Raw genomic sequence first — 23730 nt, 5'->3', positions numbered from 1 at the left:
ATTGAAGTAATCAAAAAACTTTTACTTGAGGCTTTTATGAAAATCAAACTCACACAATTTTTTATTGCAGCTGCATTAATAAGCTCAGGTTTTGCTATGGCGGCAGGGGGTGGTGGTGTGGTTGCGGATCCTGGTGCAATGCAGGGGAAGCATTTCGATCCAAAAGGTAAGGCGCCTTCAAGCTATACGGTTGAGCTGCAAAATGGATTGCGTAAGACGCTGCCTTTCGAAGATAAGCGTGATTTTGAGGAATCAAAAAAAGGCTTCATAGCAGCCCCGCCATATAAAACGATCATGGCTGATGCCGGCAATGTTGCCTGGGATATGGGTAGCTATGAATTTCTCCTACAGGGCAAAGACTTTGATAGTGTGCACCCTTCATTGCAACGTCAAGCCATTCTCAATATGGGCTACGGCTTATATGAAGTTGTGCCTGGAAAAATTTATCAAGTTCGCGGCTTTGACTTAGCCAACATTAGCTTTATCAAGACGAATACTGGTTGGATTGTGTTTGATCCATTAACTGCCAAAGAAACGGCTCGTGCTGCACTAGAGCTCGTAAATGAAAAGCTTGGTAAACGCCCAGTTGTAGCTGTCGTGTATTCGCATTCGCATGGCGATCACTTTGGTGGTGTGCGTGGTGTAGTCGATGAGGCAGATGTGAAGAGCGGCAAAGTCAAGGTCATTGCGCCAGCAGGTTTTATGGATCATGCGATTGCGGAAAACGTCTATGCAGGTAATGCCATGACTCGTAGAATGTACTTCCAGTACGGCGTGTTATTGCCCCGTAGCCCATTTGGTCACGTGGATCAATCCATTGGTAAAAATACCGCTGCTGGTAATTTAGGTCTGATCGAGCCTAACGTCTATATCAACCAACCTTATGAAAAAATGACGGTTGATGGCGTTGAAATGGAATTCCAAAACACACCAGGCACTGAAGCTCCTGCGGAGATGAATACCTACTTCCCGCAATTTAAGGCATTCTGGGCAGCAGAAAATATCACTGGCACCATACATAATATCTACACCTTACGTGGCGCCTTAGTTCGGGACTCACTGGCATGGTCTAAGAATATTAATAACGCTTTATATCGTTATGGCAATGAGAGTGAGGTGATGTTTGCGTCACATACCTGGCCACGCTGGGGTAACGAGCGCATACAAGAGGTGATGCGTACCCAACGAGATAGTTATGCTCACCTGCATAACGAAGTGCTTCATTTAGCAAATAATGGCGTCACTATTAATGAAATCCAGAATGTATATAAACAGCCTGAGAGTCTGAAGAGGCAATGGGCAGCTCATAGCTATCATGGTTCCGAAGAACACAATAGTCGTGCCGTGATTAATCGTTATCTCGGTTACTGGGACGCTAATCCAGCAACACTAGCGCCACTATCTCCAAAAGACTCAGCACCACTCTATGTGGAGATGATGGGTGGCCCAGCCAAGATCATGACCAGGGGTAAAGAGCTCTATAAGCAAGGCAAATACCGTGAAGCTATGGAAATTGTTAACAAGCTGGTTTATGCACAACCGAATAATACGGCCGCCAAAGACTTGCTGGCAGATATTTTTGAGCAGATTGGCTACCAAAAAGAAAGCCCAAGTATGCGCAATAGCTTCTTGGGAGCTGCTTATGAATTGCGTCATGGTATGCCTTCAGGGACGTCACCGAAATCCAATGGTCCAGACATGATTAAAGGCATGAAAACCGAACTCTGGCTCAATGCTTTGGCTATCAGTATGGACAGCAAGAAAGCGGCGGACATGAACTTTGTAATCAATCTCTCTACACCAGACAATGGCGAAAAATTTGTGATTGAGATGAGTAATTCTGCTCTGACCAACATTAAAGGTCAGCAGGCCAAGAATCCAAATCTGACTATCACATTAAATCGCAGTGATCTCGAACGGGTGATGGGTGGACAGACAACGTTTGAAAAGTTGCTAGCTGAAGGTAGGGTGAAGTTCGATGGTGATCGCAAATCATTCGATCAACTCAGAAGCACCTTGACGGTCTTTGTGCCTGATTTTGAACTCATGCCAGGCACTAAAGGCAAGGCGGCTCCCAAGCCAACTGCCCCAGTCAAGGATCCATTCTCGGCACAGGAGATGGCTATTACTGCTGGCGAGTAACCAAGGCAGCTAAGGTAATTAGACTTCTCTATAACTAAAAAGGACTCTGTGGAGTCCTTTTTAGTTATCTTTTTACTTAATCATTATGTTTATTAAGCTGCAAACTAGGGTGCAAAGGCACCACCCGCTTCAAGAGACTTCAGTTCATCACCCGCAATACCGAGCTCAGCAAGAAGCTCGCTCGTATGTTCGCCCAGCAAAGGAGGGTGGCGATACACCTGTTGTGGTGTGCCATTCATTTTGACGGCAAAGCCAATATTAGGAACTTTGCCTTCTACCGGATGATCAATCTCCATCCGCATCTTGCGATGGCGGCCATGCTCACTATCAAATGCTTCTGGATAAGTATTAATTGGACCCGCTGGGATACCTGCATCTAGTAGTGCGTTAACCCATTGATCCGCAGATTTATTGGCAAATGATTTTTCTAATTCGGCGGCGAGCTCTAGGCGATTAGCTAAGCGTAGTGGATTTGTTTTGAAGCGGACATCTTCAAATAATTCGGGGCGTTCAATCTTGTCGCAAAGCAACTTCCATAGTTTCTGATTGGTTGCTCCCATCACAAAATACCCATCAGCAGCTTTCATGGCCTGGTAGGGGGCGCTCATATGATTGGCTGTGCCAAGCTTATAGGGTTCAACTCCGGTACCCCAGTATTGAGCGGTATCCCAAATGGAGAATGCCAAAGCGGAATCAAAGAGTGAGGCATCAATAAACTGACCTTCACCCGTTTTCGTTTTGCCAATGTATGCCGACAATATTCCGTATATCGCAAAAAGTGCGCAGCCAATATCAGCTACCGGAACGCCGGCTTTAACTGGAGGACCATCTGGATATCCTGTAACGCTCATGACGCCAGACATCGCTTGCGCCATGAGATCAAAACCAGGGCGATCTGCCCATGGGCCAGTTTGGCCAAAACCAGAAATGCTGGCATAGACCAAACCAGGATTGATATCTTTTAAAGAGGCGTAATCGATTCCTAGTTTTTTCATAACACCAGGCCGATAGTTCTCCACCAAAATATCAGCGGTTTTGACCAGCTCGAAAAATACTTTCTTACCAGCCTCGGTTTTGAGATTTAAAGTGAGACTGCGTTTATTGCGGTTCATGTTCAGAAAGCCCATGCTATCTGAACCTTTCATCTTGAAACCCATTGCGCCACGTGTCTGATCACCGGTACCAGGAGGCTCAATTTTGATGACATCCGCACCAAGGTCGGCCAAGAGCATGCAGCAGTAAGGGCCGGCCATGACCTGGCTGACGTCAAGCACACGTACTCCTGAGAGGGGTAATGGTCTTGATCCATCACGCGCGCTATTTAAAGTGTCATTTATAGGTGTTTTCGTCATTGTCTCGTTGCTTCTTATATGTTTAGAATTAGCTTCTAATAGTATCAAACACAATAAAAACAATATTGGAGACTTTATGTTGCTTAAATCGCCTCAGTGGGCTGTTCGTAGTTTGTTTGCAATTACGCTAGCCACGAGTTCTTTCTTTGCTTTAGGTCAGCAGTCTTATCCAACTAAACCTATACGATTGATTGTGGGTTTTGCGCCTGGTGGCGGCACCGATATTGTTGCACGAGCCCTTGCTCCAAAAATGGGTGAGATTCTAGGTCAAAGCGTGATTGTGGAAAATAAATCGGGTGCAGCAGGAACTATTGCAGCCGATCAAGTCTCCAAGGCAAATCCGGATGGCTACACCTTGCTGGTGGGGCACTCCAATTCCAATGCGATTGCACCATTTGTATTAACGAATGTTCCCTACAATCCTGCAACGGATTTCACACCTATTACTTATTTGGGATATGTTCCTAATGTTTTAGTAGTGAAGGCTTCTTTGCCTGTGAACTCGGTATCACAATTGATTTCCCTTGCTAAAGCAAATCCAGGTCAGATGACTTATGGTTCGTCTGGTATTGGCAGTACGCAACACTTAGCAGGCGCTTTGTTTGCTAAGATTGCCGGCATTCAGTTAAACCATGTGCCCTATAAAGGTAGCGGTCAGGCCATCATTGATTTGTTAGGTGGTCAAATTACGATGAACTTTGATACCTTGCCACCGAACTTGCAGCAAATTAAAGACGGCAGCTTGAAGGCTTTGGCAATCTCCACCCCAAAACGATTATCTATTCTTCCTAACGTACCTACGTTTAACGAAGTGGGTATTACAGGATTTGACGTTACCAACTGGTACTCCATCATGGGTCCAAAGGGTATGGATCCAGCAGTTGTGAACAAGATTGACCAAGCTGTTAAAGCCGCCATGGCTGATCCACAAATTAAAAAGACGCTAGATTCACAAGGCTTGCAGCCTGAGGGGCCAGCAACACCTGCTGCATTTAGTTTGTTCTTGGCTGGCGAACTGGCTAAATACCAGCGTTTAGTAAAGAGTCTGAATATCAAGGCTGAATAAGCGTTTTATGACTGAACAAAATAAGGTGGGCAATATTGCACAGGTCTTATTAGAGATACGCAGCCATGTTGCCCACATTACCTTTGATCATGTAGCAGCCCGTAATGCAATGACAGTAGGGATGTATCAAAGCCTGAAGTCGATCTGTGAAGATATTGCTAAGAATCCCAAGATACGTGTAGCTATCTTGCGCGGCGCTGGCGGCAAGTCTTTTATATCCGGTAGCGATATAGCGCAATTTGCTAGTTTTAAAGAGGGGCAAGACGGCATTCGCTATGAAGAGGGTATTGATGATTACCTGGGTCCTCTTGCCACCTTGCCCATCCCAACAATTGCCGTTGTCGATGGTATGGCTGTTGGGGGCGGATTAGCAATAGCCAGTTGCTGTGATTTTCGAATCTCAACTCCTGATGCAAAGTTTGGCGTACCTATAGCCAAAACACTTGGTAACTGTTTATCTGCTGCAAATGTTGCTTGGTTAGTTGCTCATCTAGGTATCAATATTGTTAAGCGTATGCTGCTTCTTGCGGAGATGATTACTGCTCCAGAATTACTTAAGCAAGGATATCTTTTAGCAACATACGAACAAGAGCAGCTAGGTCAAGAGGCCGTCAATCTCGCAGAGCGACTGAGTAAGCTAGCTCCCATTACCCAAAAATCTAGCAAGCTGGTATTGGCAAGATTAATTAAAAACAATCTGCCCGACTGTAGTGATCTCATCAGTGAAACCTATGGCAGTAATGATTTCCAAAACGGAGTTGCTTCATTTTTAAAGGGTGAGCCACCTATTTGGACGGGTCGCTAGTGCTTAACGCACAGCAACTAAAGCGGTTTAATCCAAAAACAGCTCTTGCAGATTATTCAGGTAGCGCATACCTAATGGAGTGGCTTTCAGTTGACTGGGATTCTCATCCAGCAATTGCTTATTACTAGCTTCAGCTAGGCCTTTGCTAATCACGTTTAAAGGCAGACCAGTTCTCTCGCTGAAAGTATTGGTAGCAACGCCATCTGTCAGTCTTAGGGTATTGAGCATGAATTCGAAAGGCAGATCCTTGGCTTCAAGAACCCTGGATTCTATTAACGCATTACCTTTAGTTTCCATTGCATGCATATAACTGTCTGGATGGCGCTCCCTTACTTGGCGAGTAATTTTGTCTGGAAAAGAAACTTTTCCATGAGCGCCTGCTCCAATGCCAATGTAATCACCAAAGCGCCAGTAGTTCAGATTGTGTTTGCACTCTTGGTTTTTCAGTGAATAGGCAGAGACTTCATAACGTTTGTAGCCTGCCTTGGTGAGTAAATCTAAATTTTGCTCAAAAATGGCATCCACTTCATCATCACTAGGTAATTGCGGAGGAAAGTTTGCAAAGTAGGTATTCGGTTCTAGCGTGAGATTGTAGAAAGACAGATGGGGCGTTTTAAAAGAAAGCGCCGTCTCAATATCCGCTTTGGCTAACTCTAATGTCTGCTTTGGGAGTCCGTACATCAAATCCAGATTCACCGATTTGAAGTGTTTCAAGGCGATTGCTATTGCGCGCTTGGCCTCCTCGCCATTGTGTATACGGCCCAATGCTTTGAGCTGCTCATCCTGAAAGCTTTGAACTCCAATCGATACTCGATTAATGCCTGCCTTTGCAAATCCGGCAAATTTATCGGCCTCGATGGATCCTGGGTTTGCCTCCATCGTAATTTCAGCATCAGGCTCAAGATTCACTCGAGCACGAACGGCACAAAGTAATTGATCCATGCCTTCGGCAGATAGCAGGCTAGGCGTTCCGCCGCCAATAAAGATGCTGTGAACCTGTCGACCCCAAATATTAGGCAATTCAGTTTCTAGGTCAGCAATCAGTGCATTGATATAGCGCTGCTCATCAAAGCCCGCCTTACTATCGCCTTCTTTAATTTGATGTGAATTGAAATCGCAATAGGGGCATTTCTTTTCGCACCAAGGAAAGTGAATATACAAAGCCAATGGAGGCAATGCAGTCAACGTTACTTTATTAGGGCTTGAATTAAGCACGACTTTTGAGTTGTGCAATCAATTCACGTAGCGCTTGACCCCGGTGACTGATTGAATTCTTTTTTTCTGGCTCTAATTCAGCAGCGGTGCATTTTTGATCCGGCAAAAAGAAATAGGGGTCATACCCAAAACCATTGCTACCGGCAGCTTGCTCAACAATCTGCCCATACCAACGTGTTTGCACAATGATAGGTTCTGGATCATTTGCGCTATTCACGAAAACCAAGGCACACACATAATGCGCCCCTCTATCTGGCTGATCTTGCAAGTCTTGAATGAGTTTTCGATTATTCGCAGCATCATCACCTTGCTCGCCAGCAAAGCGGGCCGACAAAACGCCAGGCTGGCCGTTTAAAGCATGCGCACATATACCGGAATCGTCGGCCAACGCCGGTAAGCCTGATGCAGCGCTTGCATGCCTTGCCTTGGTAAGAGCATTCTCCACAAAGGTGAAGTGAGGCTCTTCTGCAGAAGGAATGCCTAATTCACCTTGGGGGATCACTTCAAAGTTCAAGGGCGCTAATAGTGCCTGAAACTCTTTTACCTTGCCGGCATTGTTAGATGCGAGAACGAGTTTTTGCATGTCGATCTTTATTTCAATGCATCGCTTTGCATTTGGGTGAGCTCTTGAATGCCTTGCTCAGCCAAGTCTAGGAGTGCATTGAGTTCTACCCTTGAAAATGCCGCACCTTCAGCTGTGCCTTGCACTTCAATCATGCCGCCTTTACCGGTCATGACCACATTCATATCGGTATCGCAAGAAGAGTCTTCTGGGTAGTCTAAATCTAGCACTGGAATGCCTTGGTAGATGCCAACAGAAATTGCAGCAACACTATCAATGATTGGGTCTTTACTCAGTGCGCCACTTTTAAGAAGTTGGTTTACTGCATCTCGAGCCGCAACATAGGCGCCAGTAATGGATGCGGTGCGTGTTCCGCCATCAGCCTGTAGCACATCGCAATCGAGGTGGATGGTTCTCTCGCCCAATACTTTTAAATCAAAGACGCTACGCATGGCGCGGCCAATGAGGCGCTGAATTTCTTGAGTGCGACCAGATTGTTTGCCGCGGGCAGCTTCACGATCGCTGCGGGTATGGGTGGAGCGGGGTAGCATGCCGTATTCAGCAGTAACCCAACCTTCCCCAGAGCCTTTCTTATGTGGAGGCACTTTTTCGAGGATGCTGGCAGTACACAGCACCTTGGTATCCCCAAAGACGATTAATACCGAACCTTCAGCATGCTTGGTAAAGGCTCTAGAGATGGTTACTGGGCGCAAATCGGTGGGCTTACGGCCGCTAGGGCGGGCAATGTTGGCTGGGTTTGCTGTGCTCATGGAAATGGGGTCCTGTGGGGTTAAGGTCTGGATCGGGTCTAGTTCAATAATGAATCTACAATGTCCATATGATATCGAGCATGACTGGTTATGGCAGCGCTTCTCGCCAAGTCTCCCTAGGAGCGGGCGTAGTTGCTGATCTGCAGGTGGAATGTCGGGCTGTTAACAGCCGCTTTCTAGATCTAGGATTTCGTCTTCCGGACGAGTGTCGTGGGGCAGAGCCTGCCTTGCGAGAACTGGCTACCCAAAGCCTATCGCGCGGAAAAGTCGAGTTTAGAGCGGCATGGCGGGTCAATAGTGCAGCAGCAGGTGCTGCCAAAAGTAATCCCCATGCCCTAGGTGCAATTAGTCGAGATCGTCTTGATGCCCTTTATACCCTTCAAGAGAAAGCCCAAGAGGCTTTTCCAAAAGCACAAGAATTGAGTATTGCTGAAGTGTTGCGTTGGCCAGGCATTGTTTCCGAGCCTCGTGGCGAGGAAGATGGCTGGATCACTGCCACAGTTGAAGCTGGGCGCGCAGCCCTAGCAGCTCTCATGGAGAGTCGTCATGCAGAAGGCAAGGCCTTGGTTGGCGTACTTACCAGTATCACTGGCAAGATGCGCGGCATCGTTAAAATCATTGAGCCCAAAGTTCCTGAATATGTAGCCCAGTACCAAGAAAAGCTCACAGAGCGTCTCGCTGAAGCGCTAGCTGCTCAAGAACAAGCCAAGGCGGGCGCTGAACTGATGGAGCGTATTCGTCAAGAGGTTGTTCTTTATGCAGTACGCATCGATGTAGCTGAAGAGTTTGCGCGCTTAAAGACCCATCTTCAAGCGGTAGACACTGCACTTGCAGGCAAAGGCCCTGTTGGTAAGCGTTTAGATTTTTTGATGCAAGAGTTGAATCGCGAAGCTAATACCTTAAGTTCCAAATCTGTATCTGAAGAGTGCACGCAAGCAGCTCTAGAGCTCAAGTTGTTCATTGAGCAAATGCGTGAGCAAGTTCAAAACCTCGAGTAATCCTTTTTATTGATTTATGACTAACTCCACTTCGACACCATCCTATCAAGGCAGTATGTTGATGATTGTTGCGCCCTCAGGCGCAGGAAAATCTTCTCTGGTTAATGCCTTGCTGAAAGACGAAGCCGGGTTGAAGTTATCTTTATCAACTACCACGCGTACGCCACGACCTGGTGAAGTAGATGGCAAGGATTATCGGTTTCTGACAAAAGAAGATTTTTTGCAAGAACGTGATCAGGGACATTTTTTAGAGTGGGCAGAAGTCCATGGTCATTTTTATGGGACTTCAAAGCCTTGGATTGAATCTCAAATGCAAGCTGGCAGTGATGTCATGTTGGAGATTGATTGGCAAGGTGCCCAACAAATTCGGGAGTTAATACCCTCTGTGCAGTGGATCTTTATCTTCCCGCCATCCATAGAGGCTTTAGAAGAGCGTCTACGTAAGCGTGGTCAGGACGATGAAGCAACGATTCAACGCCGCTTGGCAGCTGCCCATGTAGAGCTTTTGCATGCTCATGAGGCAGATTACATCGTGGTGAACGATTCTTTTGACCAGGCTTTGGTCGATTTAAAGCACATATTGGCTTCCAGCCGTCTGCGCTCTGGCCCCAGTATGGCCAGAAATCCAGCCCTTTTGAAGCGCCTCGGGGTCTAATCAGTTATCCTATAGGTATTGAAGCTAAATTAAGTGAGTACAGCATGGCACGTATTACTGTAGAAGATTGCCTTAAAACTATTCCAAACCGTTTTGAACTGGTTTTGGCTGCGACATATCGTGCTCGCCAATTAGTACAAGGTCACTCCCCACGCGTTGAGTCCAGAGATAAAGCTACCGTAGTTGCATTGCGCGAAGTAGCTGCTGGTGTGACTGACCGTGACATGTTGACCAAAGTACCTTTGTAATTAAGGGGTTCCGGTGTGGAGCTCCCTTTAGGACTAGCCAATACATCGGAAAAAGTTGGAAGCATCTCGTCTAAGGATGCTTCGCTTGACTCATCACGAGACTCAGCTCAAAGCGGTAAAAAATCCATCATTGCGAGTTTGTTGGCGCAATCGAGTCGTCATTTGTTCGGTCCGACATCTGCGCCCAACCTTCCTCTAAAGCATCAGGTAGTTTCAATTGAAGGATTGCTGGCAAAGCTTTCCTATCTAAAGCCTGAAGAAATTGCGCAGGTTAAAAAGGCATTTCAGTTTTCTGATGCTGCTCATCTAGGTCAATACCGTCATAGCGGCGAACCTTACATTACCCATCCTGTTGCTGTAGCCGAGTTATGCGCAACATGGCGCTTGGATGCGCCATCCATCATGGCTGCATTGATGCATGATGTGATTGAGGATACTGGCTGCACTAAAGCAGATTTGGTTGAAAAGTTTGGCAATAAGGTGGCAGAGTTAGTTGAAGGCTTAACCAAACTCGATAAATTAGAATTTCAAAGTCATGCGGAGGCGCAAGCAGAGAGCTTTCGCAAGATGTTCATGGCTATGGCGCGTGACGTGCGTGTAATCTTGGTCAAACTTGCTGACCGCACCCACAATATGCGCACCCTGGACGCTGTACCCATGGAGAAGCGCCGTCGTGTAGCCGCTGAAACAATCGAAATCTACGCACCAATCGCCCATCGTCTTGGGTTGAACATCATTTACCGTGATCTACAAGATCTCAGTTTCCGTTACTCAATGCCCATGCGTTTCCGAGTCATTGAGGGCGCTGTTAAGCGTGCACGCGGCAACCGCAAGGAAATGGTGGAGAAGATTTTGCAGGCTTCACGCATGGCCTTTGCTAAAGCCAATTTAGAGGTTGATCTGCGCGGTCGTGAGAAGACGCTCTTTAGCATCTATACTAAGATGCGCTCAAAGCATTTAAGCTTTTCGCAGGTATTAGATGTGTATGCATTCCGGGTTACCGTACATTCCATTGATGAATGCTATCGCGCACTCGGTATCTTACATTCTCTATACAAGCCCATGCCAGGGAAATTTAAGGATTACATTGCGATCCCCAAATTAAATGGCTATCAATCTTTACACACCACTTTATTGGGTCCTTCAGGTGTGCCGGTGGAGTTTCAGATTCGTACAACGGAAATGCATGCGGTAGCTGAAGCTGGGGTAGCTGCGCATTGGGCTTATAAAGACGGCTCCCCTGATATGAGTGAGGTACAAAACAGAGCTCACCAATGGCTGCAGTCCTTGATTGATATTCAGGATAGCAGTGGCGACTCTCAAGAATTTTTGGAACACGTCAAAATTGACTTGTTCCCAGATGCGGTCTATGTATTTACACCCACTGGGCAGATTAGGGCCTTACCAAGGGGCGCAACTGCTCTAGATTTTGCTTACTCTATCCATAGTGATCTGGGTAATACCTGCGTAGCCGTCAAAATCAACGGTCTGCAATTGCCCTTGCGTAGTGAGCTTAAAAATAGCGACATTGTTGAAGTTATTACTTCAGCAAGCTCACAACCTAATCCAGGTTGGCTGGCATTTGTGCGCACCGGAAAAGCGCGCGCTTCTATACGACATTCACTTAAAACAAAACATTATTCTGAATCACTTCAACTGGGCGAGCGTCTTTTGGCAAATGCTTTACGTCAGCAAGGCGTTGATGCAGCCTTGTTAAGTCCTGAGATCTGGGAAAAGCTAACGCATTGGACCGGTGATAAAACCCGCGAAGAAGCTTGTGTCAATATTGCTTTAGGCAGACGCTCTCCGCAAGAGCTGGCTATTCGTCTGAAAATTTTGATTGATGATGAGGGTGGGGCTGAGCAAATGCGTTTAGGTGTTGCTGATTGGGTTGCGCCCAATCAAGAGGCAAGCCACCATCATCAACGCCAAGCCATCTTAGTTGATGGACGCGAGGGCAATTCGATTCATTTTCAAACTTGCTGCCATCCTATTCCGGGAGACAACATCATTGGTTATCTCGGCAAAGGTGAGGGGCTACAAGTCCATACAAATGATTGCCCCATTGCATTGCGTATGTTGTCTAAGGACAGTGAAAAGTGGGTTGAGGTAGAGTGGGCTAAAGAGCTCAATCGTGAGTTTGAGTTAGATCTGGCGATTGATACGCGGCAAGGTAAGGGTGTGTTAGCGAGAGTGGCGAGTAGCGTAACGGCTGCGGATTCCAACATCATGAATGTTTCTATGGAAGATCGCTTCAAAGAAGATTCGGTCACCATTCGCTTTACGATCCAAGTCTACGATCGTTTGCATCTCTCTAAAGTGATGCGCAGTCTGCGCTCTAATCCTGACGTTATGCGGGTAACGCGTACTCGATCTGCTTAGGCTAGCCTAAGTTATTCAGTCCTTAAAGATATTGAACATCTAAAATCTCTATTTCAACCGGTCCAGTTGGAGTTTTGATAAAAACACAATCTCCAATGCGGGATTTAATGAGGGCTTTTGCTAAAGGTGAAACCCAGCTAACATGCCCCTGATCCAAATCAACCTCATCCACACCAACAATGGTGATCAAAGTCTCCTTGCCGGCCTGCATACCTTCTAAGGCCGCATAGGTCACGGTTGCTCCAAAGAACACCTGTTCGGCATCATGTTCACCAGCTTTTCGAGTGGAATTATCAACAACCACAGCAAATTCGAGGCGTTTATTGAGTAAACGAATTCGTCTATCGATCTCCCTCAGGCGCTTTTTTCCATAGATATAGTCGCCATTTTCCGATCGATCACCGTTACTGGCTGCCCAGTGCACAACCTTCACAACCTCTGGTCTATCAAGGTTTAAGAGCTGCAGGAGCTCGCTCTTGATGCGTTCATGACCTGCGGGTGTAATGTAGTTCTTCTCTTTCATGGCATAATTATGGCTGTTGCGGCTGTAGCTCAGCTGGATAGAGTACTTGGCTACGAACCAAGGGGTCGTGGGTTCAATTCCTGCCAGCCGCACCAACTATAAGGGCCTCCTGTCGGGGGCCCTTACCTTTTATACAGTAGATCGCCTTTTGTACAATAAAATAAATTTGTGTCTTGAGCATAGCTTTTACGATAGCGAACAATTCCCAGGGGTGTCCAATACATAATTTGAAGCCTGCTGGTTTGCCACCGGAGAGTTCGCGTAAGTGCTGAACAAACGCCATCATTTCTAATGAAATATATTTTGTAGACCCCATTAGTTAGCGGGAACAGTCTTTTATCAGTCGTTAAGCCTCAAATAGTTTTCCATCAGGGGCAAAATAAGCTAGCTTATTTTAATTGTGTCAACATCCTAGTAAGTCTATAAATGTAAGGATATTGATGACATTTCCGACAACGATCCTCCCAAATGTTAGTTTTTAAATTGAAGAGTGATCTGCAATACCTTAATTTTTAAGAAATTTGTTGCAAATTGTGATGCATAGCAATAGGATGAATATCCTATTTCAGCAAAGCAGAGCAAGAGATTTTCATGGAAACAATAAAAATACTCGTCACAAACCGTAAGGGTGGAGTTGGTAAAAGCACGATTGCCGCTAATCTTGCTGCATACCTAGCTCTTCAAAAGGGCTTGAAAATTTCATTGATTGATTACGACGAGCAAAGTTCATCTTCTGCCTGGATTAAAAAGGCTCCTAATATTGGTATTGAGACTTTTCGAGCTGAGATGTCTTATCAAAGTGCTGGCATTACACTATTGAGCGCCAGATCTTCTTTGCGTAAATTTTCAACAGGTTTTGATGTCAGCATTTCGGATCTTACTTGGACGCCAAATATGGCGGAGAATTTCATGCATGATTTCGATATCATTTTAGTTCCAACTTCAACTTCGAAATTTGAATTAGCTAGTACCGAAATATTTATCTTGGAATATGTATTACGCAACACCCCTTTTATTGCGAAAAATAAACAAGCAATCATGGCAGTTCCTAGTAGAGTCGAAACTAATTTTGCAGAAACCAGTATTTCTACAAATCTTGCTTCATTGAAAATGTGTTACGTCACTCCTCCTGTATTGCGTGCTAATGATATTGATAACTTTGTTTATGAAGATTTTTTCTGCGTATCCAGCAATGCCACTATCTCAAATTACTTTTGCCGCTTTGGGGAGTTTGTGGCCCAACAGATTTTAGATAAAAGGCGTGAGCGTGAAGCGCCTACTTCTAAATTGGGCTCCATTTATTCTGGTCTAGGTAAGGGTATTTTGATATTAGATCGCTACCGTCAAAACAAAAAATTATCAAGCATGCAAGCTCGTTCTCAAGGTCATGCACTGAAGTCTAGTGAGTTGATTGATAATACTTCTGCGTCTATTCCTGCCTTTCTGATAAAGCAAAATTAACGAGGTACGATGATGTTTGGTAAAAAGAATAAAGAGCACAAGTTTTCTGAACCGTTGATTGAATCATTTGGAACCATCATTGGGGGCGCTACAGAATTTCATGGCTCCTTAATTGTTTCTGAAAGTGTGCGAGTAGATGGCAAGATTTTCGGCAATATCGAGGAGCGTGCTGGCCAAAGAATCACCATAGCTATCGGTAAAGGTGGTGAAGTGCATGGTGATATCTTCGCATTCCGAATTCTCGTTGCTGGCATGGTGAATGGAAACACGTATGCACATGAAAGAGTGGAGTTGCATACAACCGCCAACGTTCATGGGGATGTTACGTATGACACCATCGGCATTGAGCCAGGCGCCACACTCAATGGTCAAATGATCTCGAAAAGGGCAGAGCCAAACTCTAGTTCCGACTCAGCTACGCAACTGCAAGATACTATCAACAAGATCAAGCAAGACGCAGGAATTTCTTCTTAGTTCTCTTTAGCTGCTGCTGGCTTAGTGAAAGCCAAGACATCCATTGGATTGAGTAGTGTGCCGTTCTTATAAATACTGAAATGTAAATGTGGCCCTGTAGAGCGGCCAGTATTACCGACCTCCGCAATGAGTTGACCGCGACTGACTACGTCACCTTTGTTTACTAGTAGTTTTTGACAATGAGCATACAGACTAGTGAATCCCTCAGTATGTTTTATTTCAATCACGTTTCCAAGTTCTGGATCCTGCTTTGCCTTAATGACGGTGCCATTACCAGCAGCCAAAACCTGAGTGCCGGCTTTTGCATTGAAATCAATGCCAGGGTGAAAGGCAGGACTGTTAGTGATCGGGTCGACACGTGCACCGAAATTGCTACTTAAGCCGTAGCCAGCGGCTAATGGTGGTTTTGTAGGCAGAGGAATTAGGCGCTCATACTTCTCAAGCCAAACCTCTTTTAGGGACTGTATTTTCTGATTCAGACTCTCTGTGGATTCTAGGGTTTTACTAAGATTAATTCTAAGGCCAGCATTTTCGTCAAAATTCACTTGATAAGGGAAAAGGGGTAGATAAGGACCGCCTTTGCCTGCGCCCGCTTCACTATCCTTATCTTTGCGTCTTTCCTTTAAAGGGAGTGGTGTTGCTAGCGCAGCATACTGTTCGTTAATCTTACTTAGGGCGTCAATTTTCCGGTCCATCGCCTTAAGGTTGCCTTGGAGCTTGGCAAGTTTTTCACGATATTCGTCCTCAAGCTGGTAAAGCTCTTCTGAGGTAATTACACCGCCCATATCGCGTGCCATGCCGGGATCAAATTTGATGGCGACCCTAAAACCCAAGAAATAAACTGCGCTTCCAATCATGATCAGCAGAATACCGAGGGCAACAGTAAAACGTGTTAACTGCGTCTTAGTAATATTAAATTTTCTACAGTGGGAGGTTGCCCCTGAAATCCAGATGATTTGCATAATGTAATTCGATGTTTGAAATAAAGGAGGGGCTTAGCTTGCTTGCTTTGCTATAGCGTCACTTGCTATGGTCTTAAATGGATACGTCATTTTCATATTACAAACGCTCAGTTCTTTGAGGCTTCGATAATTGAGGCGCTAATACCTTGGCTAGCGAGTTTTTTAGATATTGCTTCAGCACTCTGTTGTGTTGGCAAGGGCCCAATGCGCACGCGGAACACATTACTACCATTAATTTTTGCAGGATCAACAAAGCTTGTATAGCCCTTTTGATTAAAGGCCGCAACCTGATCATTGGCAATCTCTTTTGTGAAAAAAGCCCCAGTTTGAATAAAGTATTTGGAGTCACTGGAAGGGTTTGCAGAGGCTTTCTCTGGGTTTAAAGTAGAGACATTTTGTGTTGCAGCCAATGGAGTTGTGGCTGTTGGAATTTTTTCAGGTGGCTTGGTGGTAGTTTTAGGAGGTGAGGCTTTGATGGCTGCCTCACTCCTATCCGCATTGCTTGCCTCAACTACAGTCGTTTTTTTAAGCGAGTCTTTTGAGCCATCGTCCGCCCCAAAGCGGACAATCTTGCGGACCACGCTAACGGAATATTCATTCTTGGTTTGAGAGTTTTCCAGCTTGATCTCAGCAGTACTGCCTACTTTGCCACGAAGCATATTCTTAATATTGCCTGGATCCATTCCTTTAAGACTTGATCCATCGACGCTAATCATGATGTCATTAACTTGAATGCCAGCCTGCGCTGCTGGTGAATTGTGCTCGACATACTTAATGACGATCATCCCATCGGCGTTTTTGGTGTAGCGAACCCCAACAACACCTTGCTTCTCGCTATCGGCATTTTGAGCAAAAACCAATTGTGTAGATAAAAGGAGGATGGCGATAAGGTATTTCACGTAATTACGGGCCTTAGATGCTAGGTTTTTTGCGAGGTTGCAAGAGAGGGTTATTTTAATGTAGTTGGTGATCGATGATGCTCGTCTTGCTGGCTTTTGAAAAGACAGAGAAATTCTTACAATCAGTGGGTAAAAATGCCCCTTTATGGAGCAAAAATTTAAAGGTTCATATGAGGGGGCCGATTGGGTCAGAGCGCTCTAAAAGACTGTTCGCATTGATAGTTTTTGCAAAAATGCTAAAATTGACGGGTTTAATTGTCACATTCCCCCTGATGCCATCCATTTTGACTGAAATTCGCTTATCTAGAAAATTGTGCCTAGCGCACAAATTCATACAATTTTTTCAGGGTGCTCTTTTATTGTTTTTTGTAAGCATTGCTCCTGCATTTGCTTATGTTTCTCCACAGCCTCTAGAAAATCTTCTATTAAAAGGCGATTCAAAAGAAGCTCTTGCACAAGCTGATGCGCTTAAGAAGGATTTATCACCGGTTGACTATGCCAACACTAAAGCCTCAGCTTTATTAATGTTGGGGCGCTGGCAAGAGGCTGCTAACCTTTTAGAGCCATATTATGAAAAGGACCACACAAATCTATTGCTGGCCAATAATTACGCAGTTGCCTTGTGGGGGATAGATAAAAAAGATCAGGCGCGCAAGGTTTTAGAAACCTCCCTCAATACTGCGTCGCCTGCATTCAGAAGTTTGCGTAAAATTTATTCAGCTCAGGCAGCTGAGGCCTATGCAAAAGCTTTAAATGAAAAAAATTTGTCTCCTCCACCCGTTCTATTAGCAGGCTCTAGTGGCGGCACTGATTTGGTGGATAAGCCGGTAGTCGTTACACAGGCTCCCAAAGCCCCCGCACCCCCAACGCCCACAGTGACGGCAGCAGCTCCAGCACCTAGTACCCAGGCGCCCAAGACAAGCCCTGTAGCTACCCCAGTTACAGAGGCGCCACCAGCTAAGGTTGCAGTAGTCGAGAAAGATGCTGCACCTCCTCCGCAAGAGCTCGAAACCATCAATGCAAATATGAATGGATGGGTTAAGGCATGGTCAAGTAAAAACGTGAAATCGTATTTGGCTTATTACTCGCCAAGTTTTTCACCTGACAAAGGCTTATCCTATTCAGAGTGGTATGAGCAAAGGAAGCAAAGGGTCGCTAAACCAGGTGCTATCAATGTTGAAATTAGCATCATGAAAGTGGTTAAATCGAAAGGCAAGATTGTTGTTACCTTTAGGCAGAAGTACAACTCTGCAAACGTCAATACAAATTCTGTGAAGTGTTTGGAATGGGTAAATGACAAGGGAACTTGGTTGATTGCTCGTGAATTTAACAAATAACTCTCACCTTGATAGCGGACACCTAAATTGCGCTTGAAGACCTTATTGATCGCTGGCTTTTTGATAGCCCCAATGCTTTGTTTGGCAAATGGCGATGCTACTGTTCGTCAGGCCACTCAAGAATTGGTTCGCAATGGTAATCTCGACAAAGCCCTAGACTTATTAAATAAGTCTGAAGTTGAGTATCCCAATTTCCGTTTGGCAACATTTATGCGTGCTGAATTATTAACTGCGCTTACCGGCGGGGCAATTGCCAATAAGTCTACGAGCGAGGTGCGGGATGTTGAAGCCCCTCAAAATTTATTATCGGAGCTTCAGTTAAGATATTCCGTTATCCCTAATTTGACAGATCTTCGCCCAGCTCAGGTTCTGAAAATGCCTAAGAATGCAGATGTCATTTTGGTTGATGCCTCCATTTCTCGCGCCTATCTTTTGCGCAATAAAGATGGTGACCCTGTCTGGGAGAAAGATTATTTCGTCACTATTGGTAAATTAGGTGTAGGCAAGAAAAAAGAGGGTGATCTCAAGTCACCCTTAGGCGTCTACTCTGTCACGATGCAGATCCCTAAGCAACAATTAAGGTCCATCTTTGGGGCTGGTGCACTGGAATTAAGCTTCCCAAATGCGCTCGATAAGAAGTTAGACATTAGCGGTTCAGGAATTTGGTTGCATGGTGTGCCCAAAAACACTTACAGTAGAGCCCCTAAGGCCTCTGATGGATGCCTTGCTTTTGCCAACGATGATGTCCGAGAAATTATTGAGTTAGCTAAAAAACGCCAGATCCATGTGAGTGTGGTTCCTTCAGTTCAATGGCTAAAGAAGTCTGATTGGAATGCGCGTTCAGCTCAGGTCAGCAACGAAATCGCAGCATTTAGGGCCGAAAGCCTAAAAATAAAAACTTCTAGACCACCTGAGGCAATTTATGCCCCAGAGTCAACATCCACCTTGGTGATTGATCAGCCGATTGGCCAGGCAGAGGGCTCCCCAGTCTACAGAGAATATTGGGATAAAAACGGCAATAGCTGGACCTTAAAGTTCAAAAGTCGTACTTAATAAAATACAAGCATCCTCTAAAACAGCATTTGATGCGCCCCAGCTTATTTAGGATTTTCCCTAATATTGATACAAATCCATGCTGATGGGGCTAAGATAGTCTTATATCAAGGATTGCTGTTTGAATTTGTATTAAAAAGTCTATTGCTTAGATAGAATCTACAATGACCAATATTGTTACTTGTTGGGTGCTCCAGCGCTGATATTGCTCTCCAGACACAAAAGGATAAGCACTGTATGCCATTAGTAAAAAATTGCTTGGCTAATAAATCGAATACACTCATCTCAGTGAAGCCCTCTGATTATGTTGTAAAAGTATTAGAGCTAATGCGCGATAATTTAGTGCGCTCGGTGTTGGTCATTGATTCCGAAATGTTGGTGGGAATTATTTCTCAAGGGGACTGCGCTATTAAAGTGCTGCTTCCTGGCCTAAGCGCTAAAGAAGTATTGGTCAAAGATGTGATGACTGCTAATCCAATCTCAGTTGGTTATGAAGATGATTTGCGTGACTGTATGCAAATCATGATTTCTAAAAGGATTCGTCATTTACCAGTATTGGATGAAGACAAAGTGAGAGGTGTTGTTTCTATTGGCGATGTCGTCAAAGATACTTTGGAGCACAGAACTGGCCAAATCAAATTTTTAGAGCGCTACATTAAAGAGTGGGATAACTCACAAAATGCTGATAAATAGCCTACTCAATACATTATTCATTAGAAAGGCATTCTTTTTAGTAAGAAAATAAATGGCACTCTTTGGTAAAAAAACTCAGTCCACTCCTGTTCAGACTCCCAGGGAGCCTGAAAAAGTAGCTCCGGAAAATTCCTATCTAGGGCGCGAACCAATTATTGATCGTGACCAAGCCATCATTGGTTATGAACTTTTCTTCCGTCCAGGAACCACTCTCAAAGCCAAAAGAATTAACGAACGCAATGCGGTCTTGGCTCAAATTGCTAAGCGTCTGGCAGAAGATCCTAAGGCAGAAGTCACTTATCCTGATGAAATTACGGATGCCAATTTGCGGGATGACGATGGTAATGAAGTCAAAGAAGTCACGCTTAGTGAGATGCTTTATGCACTCAAGACAAAAGGTGTAGCTCAGTCACTTGGCCAGCATCTTGGCTTTATCAAAATCCACCCTCATCAATTGGGAGATGAGCTTCGCGGTATTCCTGCCGTGAAGTTTCCTTTGCAATTGGATTTAGCTGAGATCCTGGAGGCAATTCAAAAGGAAGCTTCTGAGGATGAGGATCTAGAGGATAGCAAGAAAGATGTCAAAAATCCTGATGCTTCTGATGAGCCTAAGGTGCCAGAGATCATAGAAAAGCTCGAAAAGCTAGCGAACATCGGGTACAAATTTGTACTTACTGGTTTGACAGAAGTGTTTGATGGCCTTGAAGATATCTTGCCGAAGTTTCGTTATGTCAAACTTGATATTCACCAAGTTGAGAATGCGGCAAGTCTGATCGAATTCTGTAAAGCCACTCCTTTACCAAGAGATACCAAGTCTCCTGCGAAGAAGGGCGCAAAGACTGGCGATGATGGTGCTGTAATGAAAATGATTGCAACCCATGTAGAGACTCCAGAAGATTTCCACAAAGCCCGTGACTTGGGTTTTGATGCTTACGAAGGCTTCTATTTTATTAAGCCTGATCCAGAACTTTCATTGCATCGCGGCGATGACTATCGCAAAATATTAAAGCTGCTTACTTTACTGCTTTCATCTCCCGAATTACACGAACTTGTCGATGAGATTGAGTTGAACCCAGTCGTAGCAAAGCATTTAATGGTGATTGCGGAAGTGGATGCTGGCAGAAAGCGAGCCAAGCCAGAAAATATTCGAGATGCGGCGGTGATTTCTGGGGTCAAACGTATTACTCGTTGGACTCAATTATTGTTATATGCAGATAGTAAGGCTAAGGTCTCACTAGAGTCGACTCCTTTGCTTCAATTGGTTTGTGTCAGAGCTTTCTTTATGGAATTGGCATCTGGCAAATTACCTGCTGGAGCGGGCTTGGGCTCTAGCGATTTGGCATTCTTAGTCGGCGGTTTATCCTTGATTGACAATCTCTTCGATGAATCTAGTCGAGATATCCTATCCAAATTCAATTTGCCCGGTGTTGTTGTGGATGCCATTGCCGATCGAAGTGGCGTTTTGGGCGGTTTACTAACTCTTGCTGAAGCTGCTGAAATTGGTGACTTACAAAAATGCCAGCAGCTATGCTCAGGAGAATTGGGATTGCTTACCTTGGATGATGTTGCCCAAGATTCTCTTCTAGCTATTAAAACATTCGTTGCCCAAACTCAATTGGCTCCGGATGAAGATGTTTGGGAACAGGCAGAAGCTCCGGTTGATGAGTAACTAACTAAGTTATTAAATTAGTGACTTAATTAGCCGTTAAACTATCAAAATCACTAATCAAGCTGGAGCAAACATGAGTGCACGTCGCCACTTTATAAAGACCTTTTCTTTATCTGGAATCGGTATTGTGGCAGCCTCAACTTTGGGATTCTCTTCTGATGCTGCTGCGCGCAGATTTAAATTTGCCAAAGAGCAAGAATCCTATAGTGGTCCCCATATCATGGTTAAGAATGCCAAGATCCTCTCCATTAAAAATAGTGATGGTTCTGAGACGATGGGTGTCATCAGCCCAAAAGGGGTGATCGACATTCGGGCTGTCTCTAAGAAGCTGAATATTGCTGCTCCATACACTTTGGATCAGCTGCTACAAGAGGGTAACGCCACTGCATTTAATAAAGTCGTAGCTGGCGCTGATAAGTCCGGGGTGCCCTATTTAATGGAATCGAAGATTCGGTATGGCAGACTTTTTAAGAATCCTGGAAAAATTATTTGTGTTGGAATCAATTACCGACTGTATGCAGAAGAGGTTGGGGTAGCCAAGCCAGCAGTTCCTGCCTTGTTTAATAAGTATGACAATAGTCTGGCAGCCCATCATTGCGTTCTTGAAATACCACCACCCGATGTTTCTTATAAGCTAGATTACGAGACCGAGCTCTTAGTGGTGGTTGGAAAAAAAGGCCGCAATATTCCTGAGTCTGAAGCCCTTAATTACGTTGCTGGCTACTGCACTGCAAATGACTTTACTTCACGTGATTTGCAGCTTGATCTTCCAGGTGGACAATGGATGATTGGTAAAACGCTAGATCAATACGCACCCATTGGCCCCCATTTTGTGACGGCCGATTTGGTAGGGGATCCTAATAACTTACAAATTCAGACCTTTGTAAACGGTGAGATGCGCCAGAACTCCAATACCTCAGACTTTATTCACAATGTCCAAAAGTTGCTTGCTTACATCAGCACCTACTGGGCGCTTGAGCCAGGCGATATTATTTTCACTGGCACCCCCCAGGGAGTTATTGCTAACATGCCTAAAGATCAACAAGTTTGGCTGAAAAAAGGCGATGTGGTTACCAGCGTGGTGGAAAAGCTTGGTGAGCTCAAATTTACTTTGGGATAGTTGCTAAAACTAGGTTCGAGAGTAGGATAGAGGTCTAGATTGATCTAAAGGAATAAAATGATGAAGCTCAAACTATTCGTAGCCCCAGTTGCTCTAATCATGCTTTCTTCCACTGGCTTTGCCGCTGAAATTGGTGGTGCAGGGGCCCGAGATATTGGCCGTGGTGGCAATAATGGGAACAACGGCTACGGCAACAATAACAACTATGTCGTAGTTCCATATGACGCTGGCAACATACCAGGTGCTCCTAATAGTAATCAGCCCGTAACTGTGATGAATGGCCCAAACGGCTCAACTCAAACCCAAGTTGGTACCACTACTTACTACTCTCCTGGGGGGAGTTCAGTGACAAACGGCAATCGAACGATTTACTCTAATGGCAGCAATTGTGTGGTGCAGGGCAACAAAAAGACCTGTAATTAGATTTAGCTGTGTAAATTGATAGCGTAATGGACCAGAGAACACAAATAGAGGCTCTTTTACATGATTTGGGTCAGCCTTTGCTATCCATTCGCTTAAATGCGGAGTTATTAATGCACTCTCTTGGTGAATCTGGTTCAGATGCTATTAAGAAAAAAATTCAAGCCATTTTGCAAGCAAGCCAAGAATCGATGGATATCGCTACCAAAATAAACGCTCTCGAGAATAAAAAATAACTATATAAATCAAAGGCTTATTAAATTTTAATTGTAAATATGTACTATTTCTGAGAATCGGGCTTAAGTTTTTAGATTGGGGGCCGTAAGAGATGGTGAGGGCTTGTATATTAGCCAACATGTTTAAGTTTATTAACAAAAGTTTGAAAGGAATAGTTCTACTCAGGAGAATATTATGGGCATTGATATCACACCTACTTCCGCCATTAGTTCAGGTGGCTCCAACGACAATAATCGCCAAGCATACTTGGGCGCATTGACGTCTGCTTTACGCAATGGAAATGTAGTTGCAGCGCAACAAGCCCTTCTCGGATTGAGTGGAATTGCTGGTGGTTTAAGTCCAGCCGCCGTTTTTAATACGATTGAAAGCGCCCTAAATAGCGGCAAGGTAGAGGAAATGAAAGCAGCATCCTCTTTGCTTGATGCTTCTAGAGCTTCTAAGCCTACACCTAAGGATTCCGTAAGCCCTTCATCTAGCGATTTAATGCCAGCATCAGGGACTGGAAAACTAGTTAATATCAAGGTATAAACCTAATAGCTTTAGAAGGTCTCCTTAGACTATTCTTTTTCTGCACACACTGCAGACGCGTTTTCAAGAATAAGCCCAAAAAAATGGCCTTATTCTTAGATATGAAAATCCCCCATCCGTTTTACATTGGTATCTTAATTATCAGGATAGCCAAAGTCC

The 23730-nt window shown here is 44.8% G+C and carries 24 protein-coding genes and 1 tRNA gene; 18 read left to right on the top strand and 7 right to left on the bottom strand.

Annotation, left to right across the window (positions count from 1 at the left end; translation table 11 throughout):
• Positions 1–36: 36 nt before the first annotated feature.
• Positions 37–2142, top strand: a complete 2106-nt coding sequence (locus ICE89_RS02990; protein ID WP_216264796.1) for an alkyl/aryl-sulfatase — start codon at positions 37–39, stop codon at positions 2140–2142.
• 104 nt (positions 2143–2246) lie between these two features.
• Here the strand turns inward: ICE89_RS02990 and ICE89_RS02985 are convergent, their stop codons facing one another.
• Complete coding sequence (locus ICE89_RS02985; protein ID WP_216263757.1) at positions 2247–3494, bottom strand: CaiB/BaiF CoA-transferase family protein; 1248 nt, start codon at positions 3492–3494, stop codon at positions 2247–2249.
• Positions 3495–3570: 76 nt separating this feature from the next.
• Here ICE89_RS02985 and ICE89_RS02980 point away from each other — a divergent pair, with 76 nt between their 5' ends.
• Together ICE89_RS02980 and ICE89_RS02975 are read left to right on the top strand one after the other, a co-directional pair.
• Positions 3571–4560, top strand: a complete 990-nt coding sequence (locus ICE89_RS02980; protein ID WP_216264795.1) for a tripartite tricarboxylate transporter substrate binding protein — start codon at positions 3571–3573, stop codon at positions 4558–4560.
• Positions 4561–4567: 7 nt separating this feature from the next.
• Positions 4568–5365 carry an enoyl-CoA hydratase/isomerase family protein gene (locus ICE89_RS02975; RefSeq protein WP_216264794.1) on the top strand — a complete coding sequence of 266 codons (798 nt, stop codon included), beginning with the start codon at positions 4568–4570 and terminating at the stop codon, positions 5363–5365.
• A gap of 27 nt (positions 5366–5392) precedes the next feature.
• Here the strand turns inward: ICE89_RS02975 and hemW are convergent, their stop codons facing one another.
• Genes hemW through rph form a run of 3 tightly spaced genes read right to left on the bottom strand, consistent with a single transcriptional unit; the run spans position 5393 to position 7912 of the window.
• Positions 5393–6580, bottom strand: coding sequence for a radical SAM family heme chaperone HemW (gene hemW / locus ICE89_RS02970; RefSeq protein ID WP_216264793.1), 1188 nt, complete (start codon positions 6578–6580; stop codon positions 5393–5395).
• Positions 6573–7163, bottom strand: coding sequence for an RdgB/HAM1 family non-canonical purine NTP pyrophosphatase (gene rdgB / locus ICE89_RS02965; RefSeq protein WP_216264792.1), 591 nt, complete (start codon positions 7161–7163; stop codon positions 6573–6575). The genes hemW and rdgB overlap by 8 nt, the downstream gene beginning before the upstream one ends.
• A gap of 8 nt (positions 7164–7171) precedes the next feature.
• The gene (gene rph / locus ICE89_RS02960) at positions 7172–7912 is read right to left on the bottom strand and encodes a ribonuclease PH (protein WP_216264791.1); all 741 of its coding nucleotides are present in this window, start codon (positions 7910–7912) and stop codon (positions 7172–7174) included.
• Positions 7913–7980: 68 nt separating this feature from the next.
• On the opposite strand from rph, the gene ICE89_RS02955 reads away from it, so the two are divergent.
• The 4 genes from ICE89_RS02955 to ICE89_RS02940 are packed head-to-tail and all read left to right on the top strand — an operon-like array spanning position 7981 to position 12195.
• Positions 7981–8910, top strand: coding sequence for a YicC/YloC family endoribonuclease (locus ICE89_RS02955; RefSeq protein WP_216264790.1), 930 nt, complete (start codon positions 7981–7983; stop codon positions 8908–8910).
• Positions 8911–8926: 16 nt separating this feature from the next.
• Positions 8927–9565 (top strand): guanylate kinase, encoded by a 639-nt coding sequence (gmk, locus tag ICE89_RS02950; protein ID WP_216264789.1) that lies wholly within the window; start codon positions 8927–8929, stop codon positions 9563–9565.
• 44 nt (positions 9566–9609) lie between these two features.
• On the top strand, positions 9610–9813 hold the full coding sequence (rpoZ, locus tag ICE89_RS02945; RefSeq protein ID WP_011902918.1) for a DNA-directed RNA polymerase subunit omega: 204 nt from the start codon (positions 9610–9612) through the stop codon (positions 9811–9813).
• Positions 9814–9828: 15 nt separating this feature from the next.
• Complete coding sequence (locus tag ICE89_RS02940; RefSeq protein WP_216264788.1) at positions 9829–12195, top strand: RelA/SpoT family protein; 2367 nt, start codon at positions 9829–9831, stop codon at positions 12193–12195.
• 22 nt (positions 12196–12217) lie between these two features.
• Here the strand turns inward: ICE89_RS02940 and greB are convergent, their stop codons facing one another.
• Entirely contained in the window at positions 12218–12718 is a 501-nt protein-coding gene (greB, locus tag ICE89_RS02935; RefSeq protein WP_216263769.1) for a transcription elongation factor GreB, read from the bottom strand.
• 18 nt (positions 12719–12736) lie between these two features.
• On the opposite strand from greB, the gene ICE89_RS02930 reads away from it, so the two are divergent.
• The 3 genes from ICE89_RS02930 to ICE89_RS02920 all read left to right on the top strand — a co-directional run bounded on the left by ICE89_RS02930 (position 12737) and on the right by ICE89_RS02920 (position 14653).
• Positions 12737–12813 (top strand) — tRNA-Arg (locus ICE89_RS02930).
• Between the two features lie 496 nt (positions 12814–13309).
• A complete protein-coding gene (locus tag ICE89_RS02925) occupies positions 13310–14179 on the top strand; it encodes an AAA family ATPase (protein ID WP_216263771.1) in 870 nt (289 codons plus the stop codon).
• A gap of 9 nt (positions 14180–14188) precedes the next feature.
• Complete coding sequence (locus ICE89_RS02920; RefSeq protein ID WP_216263772.1) at positions 14189–14653, top strand: polymer-forming cytoskeletal protein; 465 nt, start codon at positions 14189–14191, stop codon at positions 14651–14653.
• On the opposite strand, the gene ICE89_RS02915 is transcribed toward ICE89_RS02920, so the two are convergent.
• The gene (locus ICE89_RS02915) at positions 14650–15615 is read right to left on the bottom strand and encodes a M23 family metallopeptidase (RefSeq protein ID WP_216264787.1); all 966 of its coding nucleotides are present in this window, start codon (positions 15613–15615) and stop codon (positions 14650–14652) included. The two genes, ICE89_RS02920 and ICE89_RS02915, sit on opposite strands and share 4 nt — an antisense overlap.
• Positions 15616–15722: 107 nt before the next feature.
• Complete coding sequence (locus ICE89_RS02910) at positions 15723–16514, bottom strand: SPOR domain-containing protein (RefSeq protein WP_216264786.1); 792 nt, start codon at positions 16512–16514, stop codon at positions 15723–15725.
• Positions 16515–16873: 359 nt separating this feature from the next.
• Here ICE89_RS02910 and ICE89_RS02905 point away from each other — a divergent pair, with 359 nt between their 5' ends.
• The 8 genes from ICE89_RS02905 to ICE89_RS02870 all read left to right on the top strand — a co-directional run bounded on the left by ICE89_RS02905 (position 16874) and on the right by ICE89_RS02870 (position 23571).
• Positions 16874–17851: a tetratricopeptide repeat protein gene (locus ICE89_RS02905; RefSeq protein WP_216264785.1), complete on the top strand. Its 978-nt coding sequence runs from the start codon at positions 16874–16876 to the stop codon at positions 17849–17851.
• Positions 17852–17884: 33 nt separating this feature from the next.
• Positions 17885–18904 carry a murein L,D-transpeptidase family protein gene (locus ICE89_RS02900; protein WP_216264784.1) on the top strand — a complete coding sequence of 340 codons (1020 nt, stop codon included), beginning with the start codon at positions 17885–17887 and terminating at the stop codon, positions 18902–18904.
• Between the two features lie 237 nt (positions 18905–19141).
• On the top strand, positions 19142–19597 hold the full coding sequence (locus ICE89_RS02895; RefSeq protein WP_216264783.1) for a CBS domain-containing protein: 456 nt from the start codon (positions 19142–19144) through the stop codon (positions 19595–19597).
• A gap of 52 nt (positions 19598–19649) precedes the next feature.
• Positions 19650–21266, top strand: coding sequence for an EAL and HDOD domain-containing protein (locus ICE89_RS02890; RefSeq protein ID WP_215368818.1), 1617 nt, complete (start codon positions 19650–19652; stop codon positions 21264–21266).
• Positions 21267–21339: 73 nt separating this feature from the next.
• On the top strand, positions 21340–22386 hold the full coding sequence (locus ICE89_RS02885; protein ID WP_255558638.1) for a fumarylacetoacetate hydrolase family protein: 1047 nt from the start codon (positions 21340–21342) through the stop codon (positions 22384–22386).
• 57 nt (positions 22387–22443) lie between these two features.
• Complete coding sequence (locus ICE89_RS02880; protein WP_216264782.1) at positions 22444–22809, top strand: hypothetical protein; 366 nt, start codon at positions 22444–22446, stop codon at positions 22807–22809.
• A 26-nt stretch (positions 22810–22835) separates the two neighbouring features.
• Complete coding sequence (locus ICE89_RS02875; protein ID WP_216264781.1) at positions 22836–23042, top strand: hypothetical protein; 207 nt, start codon at positions 22836–22838, stop codon at positions 23040–23042.
• Between the two features lie 175 nt (positions 23043–23217).
• On the top strand, positions 23218–23571 hold the full coding sequence (locus tag ICE89_RS02870; RefSeq protein WP_216264780.1) for a hypothetical protein: 354 nt from the start codon (positions 23218–23220) through the stop codon (positions 23569–23571).
• The last annotated feature ends 159 nt before the right edge of the window (positions 23572–23730 follow it).

Origin of the sequence: Polynucleobacter sp. AP-Kaivos-20-H2 (genome assembly GCF_018882215.1) — a bacterium.
Lineage (GTDB): Bacteria > Pseudomonadota > Gammaproteobacteria > Burkholderiales > Burkholderiaceae > Polynucleobacter.
The sequence above is the reverse complement of the archived record's forward strand: the minus strand, read 5'-3'. Positions and strand labels throughout refer to the sequence as shown.

Bases quoted from the DNA above. Each gene is read 5' to 3' on its own strand.
- ICE89_RS02990 (WP_216264796.1), top strand. From the start codon at position 37: ATGAAAATCAAACTCACACAATTTTTTATTGCAGCTGCATTAATAAGC.
- ICE89_RS02985 (WP_216263757.1), bottom strand. From the start codon at position 3,494: ATGACGAAAACACCTATAAATGACACTTTAAATAGCGCGCGTGATGGA.
- ICE89_RS02980 (WP_216264795.1), top strand. From the start codon at position 3,571: ATGTTGCTTAAATCGCCTCAGTGGGCTGTTCGTAGTTTGTTTGCAATT.
- ICE89_RS02975 (WP_216264794.1), top strand. From the start codon at position 4,568: ATGACTGAACAAAATAAGGTGGGCAATATTGCACAGGTCTTATTAGAG.
- rdgB (WP_216264792.1), bottom strand. From the start codon at position 7,163: ATGCAAAAACTCGTTCTCGCATCTAACAATGCCGGCAAGGTAAAAGAG.
- rph (WP_216264791.1), bottom strand. From the start codon at position 7,912: ATGAGCACAGCAAACCCAGCCAACATTGCCCGCCCTAGCGGCCGTAAG.
- ICE89_RS02955 (WP_216264790.1), top strand. From the start codon at position 7,981: ATGATATCGAGCATGACTGGTTATGGCAGCGCTTCTCGCCAAGTCTCC.
- gmk (WP_216264789.1), top strand. From the start codon at position 8,927: ATGACTAACTCCACTTCGACACCATCCTATCAAGGCAGTATGTTGATG.
- rpoZ (WP_011902918.1), top strand. From the start codon at position 9,610: ATGGCACGTATTACTGTAGAAGATTGCCTTAAAACTATTCCAAACCGT.
- greB (WP_216263769.1), bottom strand. From the start codon at position 12,718: ATGAAAGAGAAGAACTACATTACACCCGCAGGTCATGAACGCATCAAG.
- ICE89_RS02925 (WP_216263771.1), top strand. From the start codon at position 13,310: ATGGAAACAATAAAAATACTCGTCACAAACCGTAAGGGTGGAGTTGGT.
- ICE89_RS02920 (WP_216263772.1), top strand. From the start codon at position 14,189: ATGATGTTTGGTAAAAAGAATAAAGAGCACAAGTTTTCTGAACCGTTG.
- ICE89_RS02915 (WP_216264787.1), bottom strand. From the start codon at position 15,615: ATGCAAATCATCTGGATTTCAGGGGCAACCTCCCACTGTAGAAAATTT.
- ICE89_RS02895 (WP_216264783.1), top strand. From the start codon at position 19,142: ATGCCATTAGTAAAAAATTGCTTGGCTAATAAATCGAATACACTCATC.
- ICE89_RS02890 (WP_215368818.1), top strand. From the start codon at position 19,650: ATGGCACTCTTTGGTAAAAAAACTCAGTCCACTCCTGTTCAGACTCCC.
- ICE89_RS02885 (WP_255558638.1), top strand. From the start codon at position 21,340: ATGAGTGCACGTCGCCACTTTATAAAGACCTTTTCTTTATCTGGAATC.
- ICE89_RS02880 (WP_216264782.1), top strand. From the start codon at position 22,444: ATGATGAAGCTCAAACTATTCGTAGCCCCAGTTGCTCTAATCATGCTT.
- ICE89_RS02875 (WP_216264781.1), top strand. From the start codon at position 22,836: ATGGACCAGAGAACACAAATAGAGGCTCTTTTACATGATTTGGGTCAG.
- ICE89_RS02870 (WP_216264780.1), top strand. From the start codon at position 23,218: ATGGGCATTGATATCACACCTACTTCCGCCATTAGTTCAGGTGGCTCC.